The organism is Oerskovia sp. NPDC060338, assembly GCF_042726295.1.
In the GTDB taxonomy this organism is placed as follows: domain Bacteria; phylum Actinomycetota; class Actinomycetes; order Actinomycetales; family Cellulomonadaceae; genus Oerskovia; species Oerskovia merdavium.
In genome coordinates this window covers 63228-80830 of record NZ_JBHXCQ010000008.1, presented here as the reverse complement: position 1 = coordinate 80830, position 17603 = coordinate 63228, and the positions used below count along the sequence as shown (strand labels likewise).

Annotated in this window: 11 protein-coding genes; 2 read left to right on the top strand and 9 right to left on the bottom strand. The window is 70.9% G+C overall.

Annotated elements, in window-relative coordinates; all coding sequences use genetic code 11:
- Positions 1-3765, bottom strand: a complete 3765-nt coding sequence (locus ACFWGN_RS11260; RefSeq protein WP_225220473.1) for a nitrate reductase subunit alpha — start codon at positions 3763-3765, stop codon at positions 1-3.
- 185 nt (positions 3766-3950) lie between these two features.
- Here ACFWGN_RS11260 and ACFWGN_RS11255 point away from each other — a divergent pair, with 185 nt between their 5' ends.
- Positions 3951-4739 carry a metalloregulator ArsR/SmtB family transcription factor gene (locus tag ACFWGN_RS11255; protein ID WP_191804678.1) on the top strand — a complete coding sequence of 263 codons (789 nt, stop codon included), beginning with the start codon at positions 3951-3953 and terminating at the stop codon, positions 4737-4739.
- Positions 4740-4852: 113 nt separating this feature from the next.
- Here ACFWGN_RS11255 and ACFWGN_RS11250 read toward each other — a convergent pair whose 3' ends face one another.
- The 4 genes from ACFWGN_RS11250 to ACFWGN_RS11235 all read right to left on the bottom strand — a co-directional run bounded on the left by ACFWGN_RS11250 (position 4853) and on the right by ACFWGN_RS11235 (position 10550).
- Positions 4853-6157: an MFS transporter gene (locus tag ACFWGN_RS11250; protein ID WP_377616914.1), complete on the bottom strand. Its 1305-nt coding sequence runs from the start codon at positions 6155-6157 to the stop codon at positions 4853-4855.
- 781 nt (positions 6158-6938) lie between these two features.
- A complete protein-coding gene (locus tag ACFWGN_RS11245) occupies positions 6939-7790 on the bottom strand; it encodes a TrmH family RNA methyltransferase (protein ID WP_377616913.1) in 852 nt (283 codons plus the stop codon).
- Between the two features lie 516 nt (positions 7791-8306).
- Positions 8307-9536 carry a glycosyltransferase family 2 protein gene (locus ACFWGN_RS11240; RefSeq protein WP_377616912.1) on the bottom strand — a complete coding sequence of 410 codons (1230 nt, stop codon included), beginning with the start codon at positions 9534-9536 and terminating at the stop codon, positions 8307-8309.
- 6 nt (positions 9537-9542) lie between these two features.
- Positions 9543-10550, bottom strand: a complete 1008-nt coding sequence (locus tag ACFWGN_RS11235; RefSeq protein ID WP_377616911.1) for a phosphodiester glycosidase family protein — start codon at positions 10548-10550, stop codon at positions 9543-9545.
- Between the two features lie 203 nt (positions 10551-10753).
- Between ACFWGN_RS11235 and ACFWGN_RS11230 the strand changes: the two genes are divergently transcribed.
- Positions 10754-11197 carry a hypothetical protein gene (locus tag ACFWGN_RS11230; protein ID WP_157257392.1) on the top strand — a complete coding sequence of 148 codons (444 nt, stop codon included), beginning with the start codon at positions 10754-10756 and terminating at the stop codon, positions 11195-11197.
- 244 nt (positions 11198-11441) lie between these two features.
- Here ACFWGN_RS11230 and ACFWGN_RS11225 read toward each other — a convergent pair whose 3' ends face one another.
- From ACFWGN_RS11225 to ACFWGN_RS11210, 4 genes are all read right to left on the bottom strand, one after another.
- Positions 11442-13376, bottom strand: coding sequence for an ABC transporter ATP-binding protein (locus ACFWGN_RS11225; protein ID WP_377617039.1), 1935 nt, complete (start codon positions 13374-13376; stop codon positions 11442-11444).
- 188 nt (positions 13377-13564) lie between these two features.
- Positions 13565-15304, bottom strand: coding sequence for an ABC transporter ATP-binding protein (locus tag ACFWGN_RS11220; RefSeq protein ID WP_377616910.1), 1740 nt, complete (start codon positions 15302-15304; stop codon positions 13565-13567).
- Positions 15305-15450: 146 nt separating this feature from the next.
- Positions 15451-16224, bottom strand: a complete 774-nt coding sequence (locus tag ACFWGN_RS11215; RefSeq protein ID WP_377616909.1) for a TetR/AcrR family transcriptional regulator — start codon at positions 16222-16224, stop codon at positions 15451-15453.
- A gap of 129 nt (positions 16225-16353) precedes the next feature.
- Positions 16354-17586, bottom strand: a complete 1233-nt coding sequence (locus ACFWGN_RS11210) for an SPFH domain-containing protein (protein WP_377616908.1) — start codon at positions 17584-17586, stop codon at positions 16354-16356.
- Positions 17587-17603: the final 17 nt, after the last annotated feature.

Sequence of the window (17603 nt, the reverse complement as noted above, 5' to 3'; positions counted from 1 at the left end):
TCAGTACTCCACTTCCTGGTTGCGCCGACGGATGACCGTGTACTCGTCGCGCTGGTTGCCGGTCGGCCCGTAGTAGTTGAAGGCGTACGTGAGCTGCCCGTACCCGCCCAGGAGGTGCGTGGGCTTCATCATGATCATCGTCAGCGCGTTGTGGATGCCCCCTCGCTTGCCCGACGCCTCGGCCTTGGGCACGTCGATGTTGCGGTCCTTCGAGTGGTACATGTAGACCGTGCCCGTGGGCATGCGGTGCGAGACCACGGCGCGGGCCACGACCACGCCGTTGCGGTTGACCGCCTCGATCCAGTCGTTGTCCGCGATCCCCGCGGTCCGTGCGTCCTCCTCCGAGATCCAGATCGTGGGGCCCCCGCGCGAGAGCGCGAGCATGTACGGGTTGTCCTGGAACTGCGAGTGCATCGACCACTTGGAGTGCGGCGTCAGGTAGCGCACGGTGACCTCGGTCGAGCCGGGCTCGCTGAAGCCCTGGTGACCGAAGTGGCGCGCCATGTCGAGCGGCGGCCGGTAGACCGGGAGCTGCTCGCCGAGCTCGGTCATCCAGTCGTGGTCGACGAAGAAGTGCTGGCGCCCCGTGAGCGTGTGCCACGGCTTGAGCCGCTCGACGTTGACCACGAACGGCGAGTAGCGCCGCCCGCCCTGCTCGGAGCCCGACCACTCGTAGCTCGTGAACACGTTCTGCGGGCCCGTGAGGGTCTGGGCGAACGTGACCTGGCGGTCGTGGTTCTCCTCGGCCAGGTCCGCGAGCGGCTTGCCGACCCGCTTCTCGAGGGCCTTGAAGCCCGCGACCGAGACCGCTCCGTTGGTCGTGCCCGACAGCGCGAGGATCGCCTCGCAGAAGTGCGCGGCGGTCTCGAGCGAGGGACGACCCTTCGCGACGCCGTCCTTGCGCACGCCGTTGGCCTTCGCGAGGAACTCGACGGCCTGCTCGGGGACCACCGTGACGCCCTTGGTCGTGGTGCCGACCTTCGAGATCAGCGGCCCGACGGCGCGCATCTTCTCCGCGATCTGGGTGTAGTCACGCTCGACCACCACGAGGCGCGGCATCGTCACGCCCGGCACGGGCTCGCACTCGCCCTTGCGCCAGTCGAGCACGACGCCGCCCGGCTGGGCCATCTCGTCGGGGGTGTCGTGCGTGAGCGGCGCCGCGATGACGTCGGTGCGGGTGCCCAGGTGGGTCTTGGCGAGCTCGGAGACCTTGTCGGCGAGCCCGAGGAACGCGTCGTAGTCGGTCCGGGCCTGCCACGGGGGGGCGATCGCGGCGTTGAGCGCGTGCACGAACGGGTGCATGTCCGTGGTCGAGATGTCCTGCTTCTCATACCAGGTGGCCGCCGGCAGCACGACGTCCGCGAAGAGCGACGTCGAGGTCATGCGGAAGTCGATGTTGGTCAGCAGGTCGAGCTTGCCCTCGGGGGCCTCGTCCCGCCAGACGACCTCCTCCGGACGACGCTCGGGCGGGGTCTCGTGCGCGCGCAGCGACGAGTCGGCGCCCAGCAGGTGCTTGAGGAAGTACTCGTTGCCCTTGGCCGAGTTGCCGATGAGGTTCGCGCGCCAGACGGTCAGGACACGCGGGAAGTTCTGCGGGTCGTCGGGGTCCTCGACCGCGAACTTGAGGTTCCCGCTGCGCAGCTCGGAGACCACGTGGTCGGCGACCGGTACGCCCGCGGCCGCGGCCTCGTCGCACAGGTCGAGCGGGTTGCGGTCGAACCCGGGGTGCGAGGGCGTCCAGCCCATGCGGGCCGCCTGGGTCAGGCAGTCCATCATGCTGCGGTCCTTGAGGGTGCCGGGCCCCGTCGGGGACGCGAGCTCGTCCGCCCCGAAGCCCTCGTAGCGCCACTGGTCGGTCGCGGTGTACCAGAACGCCGTGCCGGCCATGTGGCGGGTCGGTCGCTGCCAGTCGAGCGCGAAGCCCATGTGCTGCTGCCCCGTCACGGGTCGCGCCTTCTCCTGGCCCACGTAGTGTGCCCAGCCGCCACCGTTGACGCCCTGGCACCCCGTGAGCGTCAGGAGCGCGATGAACGTCCGGTAGATGGTGTCCGCGTGGTACCAGTGGTTGGTCCCCGCGCCCATGATGATCATCGACCTGCCCTTGCTCACCTCGGCGTTGCGCGTGAACTCGCGCGCGATCCGGGTGCACTGCTCGGCCGGGACCCCGGTCAGGGACTCCTGCCACGCAGGGGTCCCGGGCGACGTCGGGTCGTCGTAGCCCGTGGGCCACGCACCGGGCAGACCGTCGCGGCCCACCCCGTACTGGGCCATGAGCAGGTCGAACACGGTCGTCACGAGACGTCCGCCCACGCGGATCGCGGGGACACCGCGCAGGACCGAGGTCCCGCCCTCGGTCTCCCCCACGTCGAACCGTGGCAGCTCGACGACGACGCCGCGGGCCTCGGCGCCCGCGTGCGTCAGGCCCAGGAGGCTCAGCGCCGGGTCGTGGTCCTCGAGGTCGAGGTTCCAGCGACCCACGCCGTCCTCGGTCCACCGGTCGGCCAGCGTGCCGTTCGGCACCGTGAGCGCGTCGGCGGCCGTGTCGAGGAAGACCGGGCGGAACTCGGGGCGCTCGCCCGTCGCCCCCGCGACGGGCAGCCCGTCCAGGTCGGCCGCCGTGAGGAACTTGGCGGGCCGGAAGACCGGGGCGGGGGCGCCGTCGGGCCCTGTGGCGTCCGGGGATGCCGAGGGCGGCGCCTCGTCGAGCGTGACCAGGAAGGGCGCGTCCGTGTACGTGCGCGAGTACGCCTCGAAGTAGGGGACCTGACGGTCACGGTAGAACTCGGTGAGCAGCACGTGTCCCATGGCCTGCGCGAGCGCGCCGTCCGTGCCCGGGGCGGGCGCGAGCCAGTCGTCCGCGAACTTCACGTTGTCCGCGTAGTCGGGGCTGATCGCGACGACCTTGGTCCCCTTGTAGCGGGCCTCGGCCAGGAAGTGCGCGTCGGGCGTGCGCGTCACGGGGACGTTCGAGCCCCACATCATGATGTAGCTCGAGTTCCACCAGTCGCCCGACTCGGGGACGTCGGTCTGATCCCCCCAGATCTGCGGGCTCGCGGGCGGCAGGTCCGCGTACCAGTCGTAGAAGCTCAGCAGCGTCCCGCCGATCATCGACAGGAAGCGGGTCCCGACGCCGAAGCTCGCCATCGACATGGCCGGGATCGGGGTGAAGCCGACGCAGCGGTCCGGCCCGTACGCCTTGATCGTGTAGACGTGGGCCGCGGCCATGATCTCGGTCGCGAGCTCCCAGTCCGCACGGACCAGGCCGCCCTTGCCGCGGGCCTTCTTGTAGAGCGTCGCCTTGAGCGGGCTCTCGACGACCTCGGCCCACGCGAGCACGGGGTCGCCCAGGCGGCAGCGCGCGTCGAGGTACATGTCGAGCAGGACGCCGCGCACGTACGGGTAGCGCACGCGCGACGGCGAGTACGTGTACCAGGAGAACGAGGCCCCGCGCGGGCAGCCGCGCGGCTCGTACTCGGGGCTGTCGAGCCCCGTCGTCGGGTAGTCGGTGCCCTGGTGCTCCCAGGTGATGAGTCCGTCCTTGACGTACACGTCCCACGCGCACGACCCCGTGCAGTTGACGCCGTGGGTCGAGCGCACCACCTTGTCGTGGGCCCAGCGGTCCCGGTAGAACCGGTCCCACTCCGAGGGGTTCGTCTCGATCATGGCGTGCGCCGAGTCGAACACCTCCGTCTGGGGGAAGTGGCTGCGCGTCGTGAGCAGCTTCCTCATCAGGGGCGACATGGCCGCCTGGTCGTCGATGGTCATGGCGAGAGCTCCTCGGGGACTGCGTGGGGGGCGTTCGACGCACGGGCTACGGAGTCGCCCGGGAGGGTGCTCCGTGCGGCGGACCGGCCGCGCGTGCGAGAGTTGTCGTGTCGAGCGCAGCGGGCGGGGGCACCCCTGCGGCTCGGGACCAGAGATCCAGGAACGGGAAGAAGTGGGGCGAGCACGTGCCCAGACAGCACGTCAACGGTGGGTTCGACGGCACGACGGGTCGCAGCAACCACGGCGGACGGCGGACGCACGTCATCCAGCTGCTGCGCGACTCCAAGGCGCCGGTGTCCGTCCAGGACATCGCGGAACAGGTGGGCGTCCACCAGAACACCGCGCGGTTCCACCTCGAGTCGCTCGTCGACGCGGGCCTGGCCGAGCGCACCCAGCAGACCCGCACGACGCCCGGACGTCCCAAGGTCCTGTACCGCGGCACGCTGCCCAACCAGACGCACGAGCGCGCTCAGGCCTACCGTCTCCTGGCCGAGGCGCTGACGACCGCGGTCGCGGACAACGTGCCCGAGGCGGGAGCCGTGACGTACGCCGTGGGCCGCACGTGGGGCCGCAACCTCACCGAGGCGCCCGAGCCCGACGAGGTCGTCGACGAGCGCGAGGTCTCGGCCCGGCTCGTGTCCAAGCTCGACGCGCTCTGGTTCGCCCCCACGCTCGGCGACGAGCCGGCTGCGCAGGTCGCGTCGCCGGGAGGCGCGGGCATGGACGCGCTCGTCCTCAACAACTGCCCGTTCGTCGCGACGGCCCGCTGCACCCCGCAGGTCGTGTGCTCGCTGCACGCGGGGTTCATCAACGGCGCGCTCGCCGAGCTCGGGTCGAGCCGGCGCGCGACCGCCCTGGTCCCCCAGTTCGGGGAGCACCACTGCGTCGCCCGGCTCGAGACGGTGGACGTGGGGCGCCACGACGAGGCCGCGCAGATCCCGATCCTCGTGGCGGGCCGGGTAGCGCCCGCCTGACCGGGGCGCACCCGACCGGGGCGCTCCCGGCGTGGCCGCACCCGGCCGGGCCGCACCCGAGGGGGCGAGGCCGAGCGCGGGGCGTGCAGGACGCACTGCTGACGGGCGCACGGTCAGCTCTTGGCCTCGGCGCCGGGGCGTGCGTAGAAGTGCCAGGCGATGCCCGCGCACAGGAGCGCGTAGGCGATGATCCCGCCGAACACGGCCGTCCTCGGCAGGTAGTTGAACAGCATCGAGAACAGGAACGGTCCGAACGCGGCGATCGCGGCCGTCCAGCCGATCACGCCACCCGCCTGGCGGGCCGGGAAGATCATGGGCATCTGCTTGAACGTCGCGGCGTTGCCGACCCCGCAGAAGAAGAAGATCAGGACCATCCCGGTCATGAAGATCGGGAGGCTGGGCGTCTGGCCGTCCGCGACCGTGACCTGCCCGAACAGCACGAGCCCGGCCGAGGCCGCGACGCCGATCCCGGACACCACGGTCCACACGCCACCGCCGAAGCGGTCGCAGAGCGGCCCCCAGCACATGCGGGCGAGCGAACCGACGAGCGCGCCGAGGAAGACCCACGTCAGGTACTCGGGGCCGAACTGCTGCTTGAGCAGCATGCCGAACGTGCCGGCGAGCCCGGAGAAGATCCCGAACGTCAGGACGTACTCCATGGTCATGAGCCAGGTGTGCTTGTTCTGGAAGATGTCGAACTGCTGCTTGAGGTTGGCCTTGACGGGCACCGACTTGAGCAGGGTCCACGCGAGCACGACGCCGACGACCGCGAACGGGATGAAGATGAGTCCGGGGTTCTGCAGCCACACCTGGCGCGGCTCGGCGTTCTGCGGGTGCGCGAGCTGTCCGGCGAGGCCGAACATCCCGAACCCGATGGCCCACGGCACGACGAACTGGACGACCGAGACGCCGAAGTTCCCGATCCCGGCCTGCAGGCCCAGCGCCGTGCCCTGCTTGCTCTTGGGGAAGAAGTACGACGTCGAGGGCATGTAGCCCGAGAACACGCCACCACCGAGCCCGGCGGCGAGGGCGAGCGCGACGAGCAGCGCGTAGGAGGGCTGCGTCGGGAGCATCACGACCCAGGTCCACCCGACGAACGGGATGATCATGAGGAGCGAGGACAGCGTCAGCATCTTGCGGGTGCCCATCATGGGCGGGAGCATCATCCAGACGATGCGGAGCATGCCGCCGGTGAGGCCGGGCATGGCGAGCAGCCAGTAGGACTGGCTCTCGGTCAGGTCCCACCCGGTGACCGTGCCGAGGGTGGGGATGAGCGCCCCGGGCAGGTACCAGATGATGAACGCGAGCATGAGGTTGAACGTCGTGACCCAGAGCGTGCGCCAGGCGACCTTCGAGTCCCAGCGCTGGGGGTCGTTGGGGTCCCAGTCGACGAGGTCGCGGCGCGCGTCGGTGCTCACCTGGTGTGCTGGTCTGGGGGCTACGTCGGCTGTGACCACCGGGTGTCTCCGTCCGAGAAGTGGGGCTGGGGGCACCCACAACATATGGACGAGTTCACTCGTGCGTACCGGGACCTAGGTCCCGTCGCGGCGCCCTTGGTCCCGAACCGGGACACGGACTCTTCCAGCCCTCTGACCTGCGTACTTGGCCTTCCGAGGGGTTGTTGCGGATCAACTCGGGCAGGCCGGTGCCCGGGGCGCCCGTGGTGCCCGACGGCGGGCCGGGCCAGGCCCGCGGGCGGCGGGCCGAGGAGGGCGTTTCGCCCGAAGAACGGCTGCTGACCGAGGGGCTCGGCGAGGAGGCCGCCACTTTGTGCCTTCCGTCACAATCGACGTCCTGCGAGGTCAGGCGGCGTGATGGGGCTCTGTATCGGGGCCGGTTCCCGGGTGCCCGACGGCGTCGCTCACGCCAGGCGAGAGCCTCGCCTGCGCGGGAGCGCATCGCGGGCTGCGCCGGTTGCGCTGGTCGAGGCGAGCCCGTCGAGTGGGCCCGGCGAGCGAACCCCGATACAGAGGTTCGCGACCGGCCGTTCAGTCGGCCAGGGGGAGTGCCTTCTGCGGGGGCCACCTCGTCGTGGCGGCTCGCTCGACATCAGCGGCACGAGCGGTGCTCAGCGACGGTCACCCTGCCAACGATGGGTGTGCTTTCTGCGGAGCCACCACCATTGTTGCGGCTCCGTGAAAATCCCTCCCGCCCTCACGACCCGACGCGACCCACGGGACGGCGCCAGTCAGGCGACCACTACGTGCGCGTCGCCCAGAACACGACCGCGGCACTCGCCGCGACGTTGAGCGAGTCCACTCCCCCGCTCATCGGGATCTTCACGACGTGATCGACGGCCGCGAGCGTCGAGCGGTGCAGGCCGTGCCCCTCGGTCCCGAACACGAACGCCGACCTCTCGTCTCCCCGCGCGACGTACTCGTCGAGCGTCAGCGAGTCGTCCGACAGCGCGAGGGCCGCGACCGTGAACCCGTGCTCGCGCAGCTCCTCGACACCGCCTGGCCAGGTCTCGAGCCGCGTCCACGGGACCTGGAACACCGTCCCCATCGAGACCCGCACGCTGCGCCGGTACAGCGGGTCCGAGCACCGCGGCGACACCAGGACGGCATCCACCCCGAGCCCCGCCGCTCCACGGAAGATCGCGCCGACGTTGGTGTGGTCGACGATGTCCTCCAGGATCGCGACCCGTCGTGCGCCCTGCCCGTCCCGGGCGGTCGTGAGCAGCTCGTGCACGCTCGGCAGCACGGGCCGGTGCATGGCCGCGAGCGCGCCGCGGTGCAGGTTGAAGCCGGTGATCGACTCCAGGACGGCGGGCTCGGCGATGTACACGGGCACGGACTCGCCCGTGCCTCCGGGCCCGTCGTCCAGCCCGACGGCGGAGATCGCCTCCTCGAGACCCGGGAGCCACTTCTCGGCCATGAGGAACGACCGCGGCCGGTGGCCGGCACGGAGCGCACGGTGGATCACCGTGGTGCTCTCGGCGATGTACATGCCCTTCTCCGGCTCGTTCTTCGAGCGGAGCTCGACGTCCGTGAGGTTCGTGTAGTCGGCGAGGCGCGGGTCGGCCGGGTCGGTCACGTGGATGATCTGCACGCTCAGATTCTCCCGCACCCGGCTGGCCCGGCGCGCGTGGCGGCGGCCGGCCCGTCGAGCGTGCACTTCGAGCGGTCACCCGCGCTCCGAGACGACCCGAACTGCACACTCGGCGGGAGCCCTCACTGCACCCCGCGCCCTGCTCCGCCCTCAGGGCACCTCTCCGCCTCCGACCGGCCGGTGCCGAGCACGAGGTTGCGGTCGTTCTGACGACGTTCGCGACCTCAACCTCGTGGTCGAGCGCGCGGAACCTCGTGGTCGAGCGCGCGGAACCTCGTGGTCGAGCGCGCGGAACCCCGTGCTCGACGGTGAGCCTCGTGGAGTCCCGGATCTCGACCCGCTGCCGAACATGCGGTTGGCGTCGATGTTCGGGCCGATCACGACGACAACCGCATGGTCGGCCGACGCCGACCGCATGCTCGGCGCCGAGTCAGCTCCTCGCCCCACGGCGACCTTGCCACGGTCCGCCCCTGTGCCGAGCACGAGGTTGCGGTCGTTCTGACGACCTTCGCGACCTCAACCTCGTGGTCGAGCGCGCGGAACCTCGTGCTCGACGACCGACCGCCCAGAGGCCGCGACCGACCCGACCGGTGCAGGCATCCCGGTCGGCACCGTCGACGCACGGGCCGTCGGCCCTTCTCCGTCGCCTGGCACCGGGGCACCACCCAGCACCCCCGGGCGGAACACCACGCGCCTCTGCACCTGATAGCTCGTCGCGAACAGCAGCACCTCGGTCACGACCTTGGCCGGCAGCAGCGCGAGCCCGAACCCGGTCAGACCCCAGAGCATCCCGTACCCCGCGACCAGCAGCCCGACCGCGAGCGCCGCGTACCGCAGCGCGGCCCGCCGCCCGTGACCGGGCCCCTGCCCACGCCCCCGGCCGCCCGCCGCACCAGCACCAGCACCAGCACCAGCACCAGCACCAGCACCAGCGAACACCCGCCGGTTCACCATGAAGTTCACGGCGCCGCTGACCCCCCGCGCGCCCACCACGGACACGAGCAGCGACCCGGTCACGGCGTCGAGCACCAGGAGCGCCGCGGTGTCGATCCCGAACGCGAGCAGCGACGACAGCGAGAACGCGAGCAGCGGCGCGTAGATGCGGGCGGAGTCGGCGAGCGGCCGGAAGTGGGACGAGGCGTTGTCGTCGAGGTAGATGGTCTCGATCTCGACCTCGACCACGGGGCGTCCCTCGCGCGCTGCGGACAGCAGCACGTTGAGCTCGTACTCGTACCGGTCGCCGTGCACGTCGAGCAGCCACCCGATCATCGAGGCGGGGTACCCGCGCAGGCCGGTCTGGGTGTCCTGGACGCGCAGCCCGGTCGCTGCCCGGAACAGCCACCGCGTCACGGTGTTGCCGAACCGGCTGCGCACGGGCACGTCGCCGGCGAACGCACGCGCCCCGAGGACCACGGCCCCCTCGCCGTCGGACACCCGCTCCCCGACCCGCAGGACATCAGCGACGCGGTGCTGCCCGTCGGCGTCGGCGCACACCACGTCCTCGCCGGGCCAGCGCCGCGCGACCTCGGCGAGACCGCGCCGCAGCGCCGCGCCCTTGCCGCGGTTGGCCGCGAACCCGACGACGACCGCTCCGAGGCGTGCGACGTCGTCGAACACGGGGCGGAACCTCGCCCGGCTGCCGTCGTCGACCACGACGATCCCCCGCACCGCGTCCGTGGCACGCAGGTCGGTGACCAGCTGCACGAGCTTCCCGTCCGGCTCGTAGGCCGGGACAAGCACGATCACGGCCGCTCACTCCCCGACGTACAGGATGTCGGAGGTGCCGCGCTCCTTGCCGCGACCCAGGGGGTCGTTGACGAGCTCGCCGTCGTAGTACATGGTCGACGACCCGCCGCCGTCGAGGTTGTACGCGGTCGTGGCGCCCAGGTCCTGCATGATCTCGGCGAGCTCGGTCATGGTCACGCCGCGGCTGTACCCGGTGCTGCGTCCGTCGACCACGACGAAGACGAGGTGGTTCTCGTCGATCACCCCCACGGCGGTCCGCGGCTGCTCGCCCTGGATCGAGTGGTTGCCGACGTTGGTGTCGACCTCGACCTCGTCGATCCCGTCGATCACGTCGCCGTCCTCGAGCAGCGCGGGCCCGAACGACAACGTGTTCCACACGCCCGCGTCCACGAGCTCCTGGGCGGTCGTGGTGGTCTCGTCGTAGACCTCGACGCTCCCGTCGCGGTAGAACGCGAGCCCCTCGCGAGCCCCTTCGTCGCGGTAGACGACGCCGTTGCGGATCACGATGCCAGTGGACCGGAAGCCGTAGTAGTCGCCGTTGATCGCGAAGAGCGCGTCGTTGTCGGCCGCGATGTCGGAGGTCTTCTCGGTGATGTTCTCGCCGTACGCGTCCTGGGCGAACGCCGAGCGCAGGTCGGTCGCGTCCCCCAGGACGACGTCCGCGACGTAGTACGTCACGGTGTCGTCGCCCGTGCCCTCGACGACCTGGCGCACGCTCACGCTCGTCCCGTCGGAGGACGAGGCCGCCCCCGCGTCCGAGGTGCCCGACGACGTCGCCGCCTCCGCGGAGCCGCTCGCCGAGGCCTGGCTCGCCTCGTAGGCCGAGACGTCGGCGATCTCTACGTGCTCGACCACGAACCGGTCGAGCGCCCACGCGGTCGTCCCGCCGAGGGCCAGGGTGAGGGCCAGCCCTCCGCCGAGCAGGAGCCGCCGTCGACGCCGCCGGGGTGGCGGCGCGACGACGGGCGGCTCGGGGGCGGACGAGGTGCTGGGCTGCGGGTCGTGGAAGGTCATGCCTCTGGTCTACGGACCTGGCGTGTGCCCTCCGCAGGTGCGGGCTGAGCGGTCGCTGTGAGGTCCGACCTGACAGCATCGCGTGATCCCGATCACGCGGAATCGCTCCCAGGGTGACCGCGGAATGAGACGTCGCTCACTCTTGGACATCCGTCCCCCTTATGCATACTTTCACCCGGGTTCCCGCGTGATTTCATGGATGCATGAGAAAGCAGATGCTGGCACTTGCGGCTGTGGGCGCTATCGCGCTCCTGAGCGCGTGCGCGACCGACACGGCAACCGACAGCGGTTCCTCGCCCGACGAGACCCCCACCGGCGCCACGAGCGCCGAGGTGTGCGCGAAGTACTTCGACGGCGGCGACCAGTCGCTCGCGCAGCGCGTCACCGACGAGCTCGAGTACGACATGACCGCCCTCACCGAGGACGAGTCGAACGCCATGCGCAGCACCAACATCCAGCTCGAGGCCGTCCTGCGCCTCGCTGGACCCGAGGACGCCAACGCCCTCATCAGCAGCATCAAGACCCCGTTCCAGATGGCCGACGACCTCTTCAAGGGCACCGGCGACAGCATCGACACGACGGGCGTCACCGAGGCCGTGGCCGAGCTCGAGTCGCTCTGCGCCGGCGCGGGCTACACCGCTTCCTGACCGCTCCACCCCAAGATCACGCCCGCGACCCGGGCGACACCTCGAACGCCGGTTCCGCCCAGAAGGCGGGGCCGGCGTTCGTCGTCCCCGGACAGACGCGCTCCGGCGACGTCCCGCGGCTCACGGCTCGGAGAAAGCCTGGTCAGGGGACGAGGTGGGGCCCCGGCGACGACGTCACCAGGGCCCCACGGTCACCGTCTCGGGCGGCCACCTTCGCAGGTCGACGCCTCACGCGCTCACGGGGTCACCGCGTCATCTCCCCCTCGACGGCTTCCTCGACGGCCGCTGCCGCGAACTGGCTCTCGTAGAGCCGCGCGTACGCGCCGCCCTTCTCGATGAGCACCTCGTGGTTGCCCATCTCGACGATCGCGCCGTCCTCCATGACGAGGATGACGTCCGCGTCGCGGATCGTGGACAGCCGGTGCGCGATCACGAACGACGTCCGTCCGGCGCGCAGCGCGTTCATGGCCTGCTGCACGAGGACCTCGGTGCGGGTGTCGACCGAGCTGGTCGCCTCGTCGAGGATGAGGATCGCCGGGTCGGCGAGGAACGCCCGTGCGATCGTCAGGAGCTGCTTCTCGCCCGCGCTCACGCCCGAGCCCTCGTCGTCGATCACGGTCGCGTAGCCGTCGGGCAGCGTGCGCACGAACGGGTCCACGTGCGTGGCCCGCGTGGCCTCGAGGAACTGCTCCTCGGTGACCTCGACGCCGTCGGGCACGCCGTAGCGCAGGTTCTCCTCGATGGTGCCCTTGAAGAGCCAGGTGTCCTGCAGGACCATGCCGATGTTGGACCGCAGCCCGTCGCGGGTCATGGTCCGGACGTCGACGCCGTCGAGCGTGATGCGCCCGCCGTCGACCTCGTAGAACCGCATGATGAGGTTCACGAGCGTCGTCTTGCCGGCGCCCGTGGGGCCGACGATCGCTACCGTCTGGCCGGGCTCGGCCACGATCGACAGGTCGTCGATGAGCGGGCGGTCGGGCACGTAGCGGAACGAGACGTCCTCGAACGCGACCCGGCCCTGCACGTCCGTGAGCACGGCCGCGGGCGAGGGGTCCGGGGACTGCTCCTCGGCGTCGAGCAGCTCGAACACGCGCTCCGCGGAGGCGACGCCCGACTGCAGGAGGTTCATCATCGACGCGATCTGCGTGATGGGCTGCGTGAACTGGCGCGAGTACTGGATGAACGCCTGGACGTCACCCAGCGACAGGGTTCCCGACGCGACGCGCAGGCCACCGACCACGGCCACGATCACGTAGTTGAGGTTCGCGACGAAGCCCATCGCGGGCTGGATGATCCCGGAGATGAACTGCGCCTTGAAGCTCGCCTCGTAGAGCTCGGCGTTCTCGGTCTCGAACGTGTCGACGGCCGTCTGCTGGTGGCCGTAGACCTTGACGAGCGCGTGGCCCGTGTACATCTCCTCGACGTGCGCGTTGAGGCGTCCGGTCGCGGCCCACTGCTTGATGAACTGGGGCTGCGAGCGCTTGGCGATCATGGCCGTGACCAGGACCGACAGGGGCACGGTCACGAGCGCGATGACCGCGAGCAGCGGCGAGATCCAGAACATCATGGCGAGCACGCCGACCACGGTCAGGACCGAGGTCACGAGCTGCGACAGCGTCTGCTGGAGCGTCTGCGCGACGTTGTCGATGTCGTTGGTGACGCGGCTGAGGACCTCGCCCTTCTTCTGCCGGTCGAAGTAGGACAGCGGCAGGCGGCCGAGCTTGGCCTCGACCTCGGCGCGCAGGCGGCGCACGGTGCGCTGGACCACGGACGTGGTCACGCGTCCCTGGATCCACCCGAACAGGAAGGACCCGACGTAGATCGCGAGGACCAGCAGCAGGATCGTGCGCAGGGCCGCGAAGTCGATGCCCTGCCCGGGCACGACGTCCATGGCCGCGAGCATGTCCGCCTGCGTCCCCTGGCCGTTGGCGCGCAGGTTCTCGACGGCCTGCTCCTTGGTGACGCCTGCGGGCATCTGCGAGCCGATCACGCCCGCGAAGATCACGTTGGTGCCGTTGCCGAGGAGCTTGGGCCCCAGCACGGCGAGCGTCACGGACAGGACCGACAGGACCGTGATGACCGCGACGGCGAGCCGCTCGACGCGCAGGTAGCCCGCGAAGCGCTTGAGCGAGCCCGTGAAGTCCATGGCCTTCTCGGTGGGCATGCCCATGCCGCCCATGGGGCCGTGGCCGCCGCCCTGCGGGCGTCCCTTGAGGCGCGTGGCGGACAGGTCGGGCTTGTCGCCCGCCGCGTCCGCGCCGTCCTGGGGTGCGGTGGCGTCGCGCGGCACGGGACCGCCCGACGGCGTCACGAGGGTCTCGGCGTTCTTGTCGCCCGGGTTGTCGCTCGGGCGGGGTGTCTGGGTGCTCATGCTGCCTCCTGCGCCGAGAGCTGCGAGTACACGATCTCCTGGTACGTCTCGCACGTCTCCAGGAGCTCGTCGTGGGTGCCGGTGCCGACGATGCGCCCGTGCTCGAGCACGACGATCTGCTCGGCGTGGCGGATGGTCGCGACGCGCTGGGCGACCAGGAGGACCGTGGCCTCGCGGGTGCGGGGCGCGAGCGCGAGCCGCAGGGCGGCGTCGGTCGCGTAGTCGAGGGCCGAGAACGAGTCGTCGAACAGGTACACGCTGGGCTTGCGCACGATCGCCCGGGCGATCGCGAGCCGCTGGCGCTGGCCGCCCGAGAAGTTGGTGCCGCCCTGGGCCACGGGAGCGTCGAGCTGCCCCTCGAGCTGTTCGACGAACTCGCGTGCCTGGGCGACCTCGAGCGCGTCCCACACCTCGGCGTCGGTCGCGTCCTCCTTGCCGTAGCAGACGTTGTCGCGCACGGTCCCGGAGAACAGGTAGGCCTTCTGGGGGACGTAGCCGATCATCGACCACAGGTCCTGGAGCGCGACGTCGCGGACGTCGGTGCCGTCGATGCGGACCGAGCCGTTGGTCGCGTCGAAGAGCCGCGGGACGAGCTGGAGCAGCGTCGTCTTGCCCGATCCCGTGGACCCGATGATCGCGGTCGTGCCGCCGGGGCGGGCCGTGAACGTGAGGTCGTGCAGCACGGGGTCCTCGGCGCCGGGGTACCGGAAGTCGACGTCCTCGAACGTGATGATCCCCGTACGGTCCTCGCGGGGCGCGAGGCGCACCGGTGCCGGGGACTCGACCACGGTGGTCTCGGTGTCGAGGACCTCGCCGATGCGCTCGGCGGAGACGGCCGCGCGCGGGACCATCATGAAGATCATGGTCGACATCATCACGGCCATGAGGATGTACATGATGTAGCTGAGGAACGCCGTGAGGGCCCCGATCTGCATCCCGTCCTCGACGCGGTACGCGCCGAACCACAGGACCGCGACGCTGGTCGCGTTCATCACGAGCATGACGGTCGGGAACATGAGCGCCATGAGCTTGCCGACGCGCAGCGACGTGTCGTAGAGCCGGTCGTTGGCGACCGCGAAGCGCTCCTCCTCGCGGCGCTCGCGCACGAACGCACGGATGACGCGGATGCCGGAGATCTGCTCGCGCAGGACCCCGTTGATCGCGTCGATGCGCTTCTGCATCTTGCGGAAGTACGGGACCATGCGCGAGATGATCAGCCCCACGACGATCCCGAGCACGGGCACCACGACCAGGAGCAGCGCCGAGAGCTCGACGTCCTCCTGGAGCGCCATGATGACGCCGCCCACGAGCATGATGGGCGCCATGACCATGATGGTGAAGCCCATGAGCACGACCATCTGGACCTGCTGCACGTCGTTCGTGGTGCGCGTGATGAGCGACGGGGCGCCGAGCACGCCCATCTCCTGCGCGGAGAACGACTGGACGCGCGTGAAGAGCCCGTTGCGCACGTCGCGCCCGAACGACATGGCGACCTTGGCGCCGAAGTACACCGCGACGATCGCGCAGATCACCTGACCGAGGCTGATCGCGAGCATGACGCCGCCCGTGCGCATGATGTAGGCGGTGTCGCCCTGCGTGACGCCCTTGTCGATGATGTCGGCGTTGAGGCTGGGCAGGTAGAGCGTCGCGATGGTCTGCACGAGCTGGAGCACGAGCAGGATCGATATGGGCGTCCAGTACGGGCGGAGGTAGGTCTTCAGGAGACGTTGGAGCATCTGGGGTGTCCTGTCGGAGGTGGGGGCGGGGCGAGCAGGTCTCAAGGTGCCCGACGGCGGGGCGCACGTCGAGCGATTTCGGTGACCTCGGCGAGAGGTCCAGCATGCGACGCCGCGGTGAGGTCCGCGACGGCTGGCCGAGCGCCTCAGGCGAGCGACGCCGTCGGGCCCGGGACCGCGGGGCTTGCGTCCGTCCGACGGACCGCGGCGTGCGGTGGTCCCACCGCGTGGGGCGGGCCCGCTCCCTGGCACGGCGCCTCGAGGACGCCGTGGAGGAAGACGTCGACGATCTGGGTCGCGTCGAGGGGGCCGTCCTGGACCAGCAACGGGCTCGCGTGACCGTGCACGAGGAAGAAGAAGACGCTCGCGGCCACGCGGGGCTCGGTCCGCAGCTCGGCCGCGAACGGGGACAGGCGCGCCTCGATCGCCTGGACGATGTCCTGGACGGCCGACATCCGGGCGTCGCGGTGCGAGCCCGGGCCCTGCGTGCCGTGGTTGCGGTGGACGTCGTCCCGGTGACGACGGTGGGCCTCGCCCCCCGGACCGCCGGGCGGGCCGCCCCGGTCCCCCATGACCTGGTGGGCGACCTGGACGATCCTGGCGGTCGCGCGCTGGCTGTCCTGGATCAGCTCGGCCAGGGCCGTGAGCGTCTCGGCGAGCGAGCCACGCTCGCCCGTCTCGCTGATCGCGCGCACGAGCGGGGCCGGGTCGAGCGCGGCCACGAGGGCGGCGTGGATCAGCTCGTCCTTGTCCTCGAACGCGCGGAAGAGCGTGCCCTCGGCGACGTCCGCCGCCTGGGCGATCTGCCGGGTCGTCACGGCCGAGCCGTAGCGCGCGAGCAGGGGGACGGTCGCGGCGGCGATCGCCGCACGGCGGTCGTCACGGCTCATGGGTCGGGCGCGGCCCGAGGGGGTGGTCACGCCCACGAGCGTAAATGAGTGAGCACTCACTCGTCAAGGTTGCCCGACGCAACCAGATGCTCGAACGCCCGAGGGGGCACCGCGAGCGCGGCACCCCCTCGGGCGTTCGAGCACTGCTGCCGTGATGCCCTACGGGCGGTCCTCCGGCGACTCCTCACCAGGCTCCGGCGCGTCGGCCGGCACGGCCGGCGGCCCGAGCGGGCGCGGGGACGCGGTGCCCGGCTCCGGGGCGGGAGCGAAGCGCTGACCGGGGCCACCGGGGCGCTGCCCGCTCTCCACCTGCGGGTCGAACGGCAGACCCGAGTGCGTGCCTGCGCTCGTCGCGTCGGCCGTCGCGGCCTCGGCCTGACGTCGCGCCTCGGCGAGCGCCTCGGCCGGGTCGACCAGGGCCGGGGTGCCGAACTTGACGCGGTCCCGGTCGCGCTCGCGACGAGCGGCCTCGGACGCCTCCGACCCGTCGCCGGACGGCGTGGGCAGCCCGCCGAACCCCTGGGCGATCGACCCCAGTGCCGCCGTGAACTCGGTGGGGATGACCCACAGCTTGCTCGCGGTGCCGTCGGCGATCTTGGGCAGCATCTGCAGGTACTGGTAGGCGAGCAGCTTGGGGTCCGCGTCGCCCTCGTGGATCGCGTCGAAGACCTGCAGGATGGCCCGCGCCTCGCCCTCGGCGTTCAGGATCGCCGCCTGGGCGTTGCCCTCTGCACGGAGGATCGCGGCCTGCTTCTCACCCTCGGCCGTCAGGACCTGGGACTGCTTGATGCCCTCGGCCGTGAGGATCGTGGCGCGGCGGTCACGCTCGGCGCGCATCTGCTGCTCCATGGAGCCCTGCACGCTCGCGGGCGGGTCGATCGACTTGAGCTCGACGCGGTTGACGCGCACGCCCCAGCGCCCCGTCGCCTCGTCGAGCACGCCGCGGAGCTGGCCGTTGATCTGGTCGCGGCTCGTCAGGGTCTGCTCGAGGTCCATGGAGCCGACGACGTTACGCAGCGTGGTGACCGTGAGCTGCTCGATGCCCTGGATGTAGTTGGCGATCTCGTAGACGGCCGACTTGGGCTCGGTGACCTGGAAGTAGATGACCGTGTCGATGCTGACCACGAGGTTGTCCGAGGTGATCACGGGCTGCGGGGGGAACGAGACCACCTGCTCGCGCAGGTCCACGCCCGCGCGCACCCGGTCCACGAAGGGGATCAGCAGGTGCAGGCCCGGCTCGAGCGTGCTCGAGTAGCGCCCCAGCCGCTCGATGATCAGCGCCGTGGCCTGCGGGACGATCCGCACCGCCTTGACGAGCGCGATGATCACGAACAGCAGGATCAGCCCGAGCACGATGTACACGGCGATCATTCCGGGTTCTGGTTCAGTCATCGATCTTCTCCTGAGGA

Excerpts from the sequence above, each read along its gene's own strand:
- ACFWGN_RS11260 (WP_225220473.1), bottom strand. The coding sequence starts at position 3,765 with ATGACCATCGACGACCAGGCGGCCATGTCGCCCCTGATGAGGAAGCTG.
- ACFWGN_RS11235 (WP_377616911.1), bottom strand. The coding sequence starts at position 10,550 with ATGACCTTCCACGACCCGCAGCCCAGCACCTCGTCCGCCCCCGAGCCG.
- ACFWGN_RS11230 (WP_157257392.1), top strand. The coding sequence starts at position 10,754 with ATGAGAAAGCAGATGCTGGCACTTGCGGCTGTGGGCGCTATCGCGCTC.
- ACFWGN_RS11225 (WP_377617039.1), bottom strand. The coding sequence starts at position 13,376 with ATGGGCGGCATGGGCATGCCCACCGAGAAGGCCATGGACTTCACGGGC.
- ACFWGN_RS11220 (WP_377616910.1), bottom strand. The coding sequence starts at position 15,304 with ATGCTCCAACGTCTCCTGAAGACCTACCTCCGCCCGTACTGGACGCCC.
- ACFWGN_RS11210 (WP_377616908.1), bottom strand. The coding sequence starts at position 17,586 with ATGACTGAACCAGAACCCGGAATGATCGCCGTGTACATCGTGCTCGGG.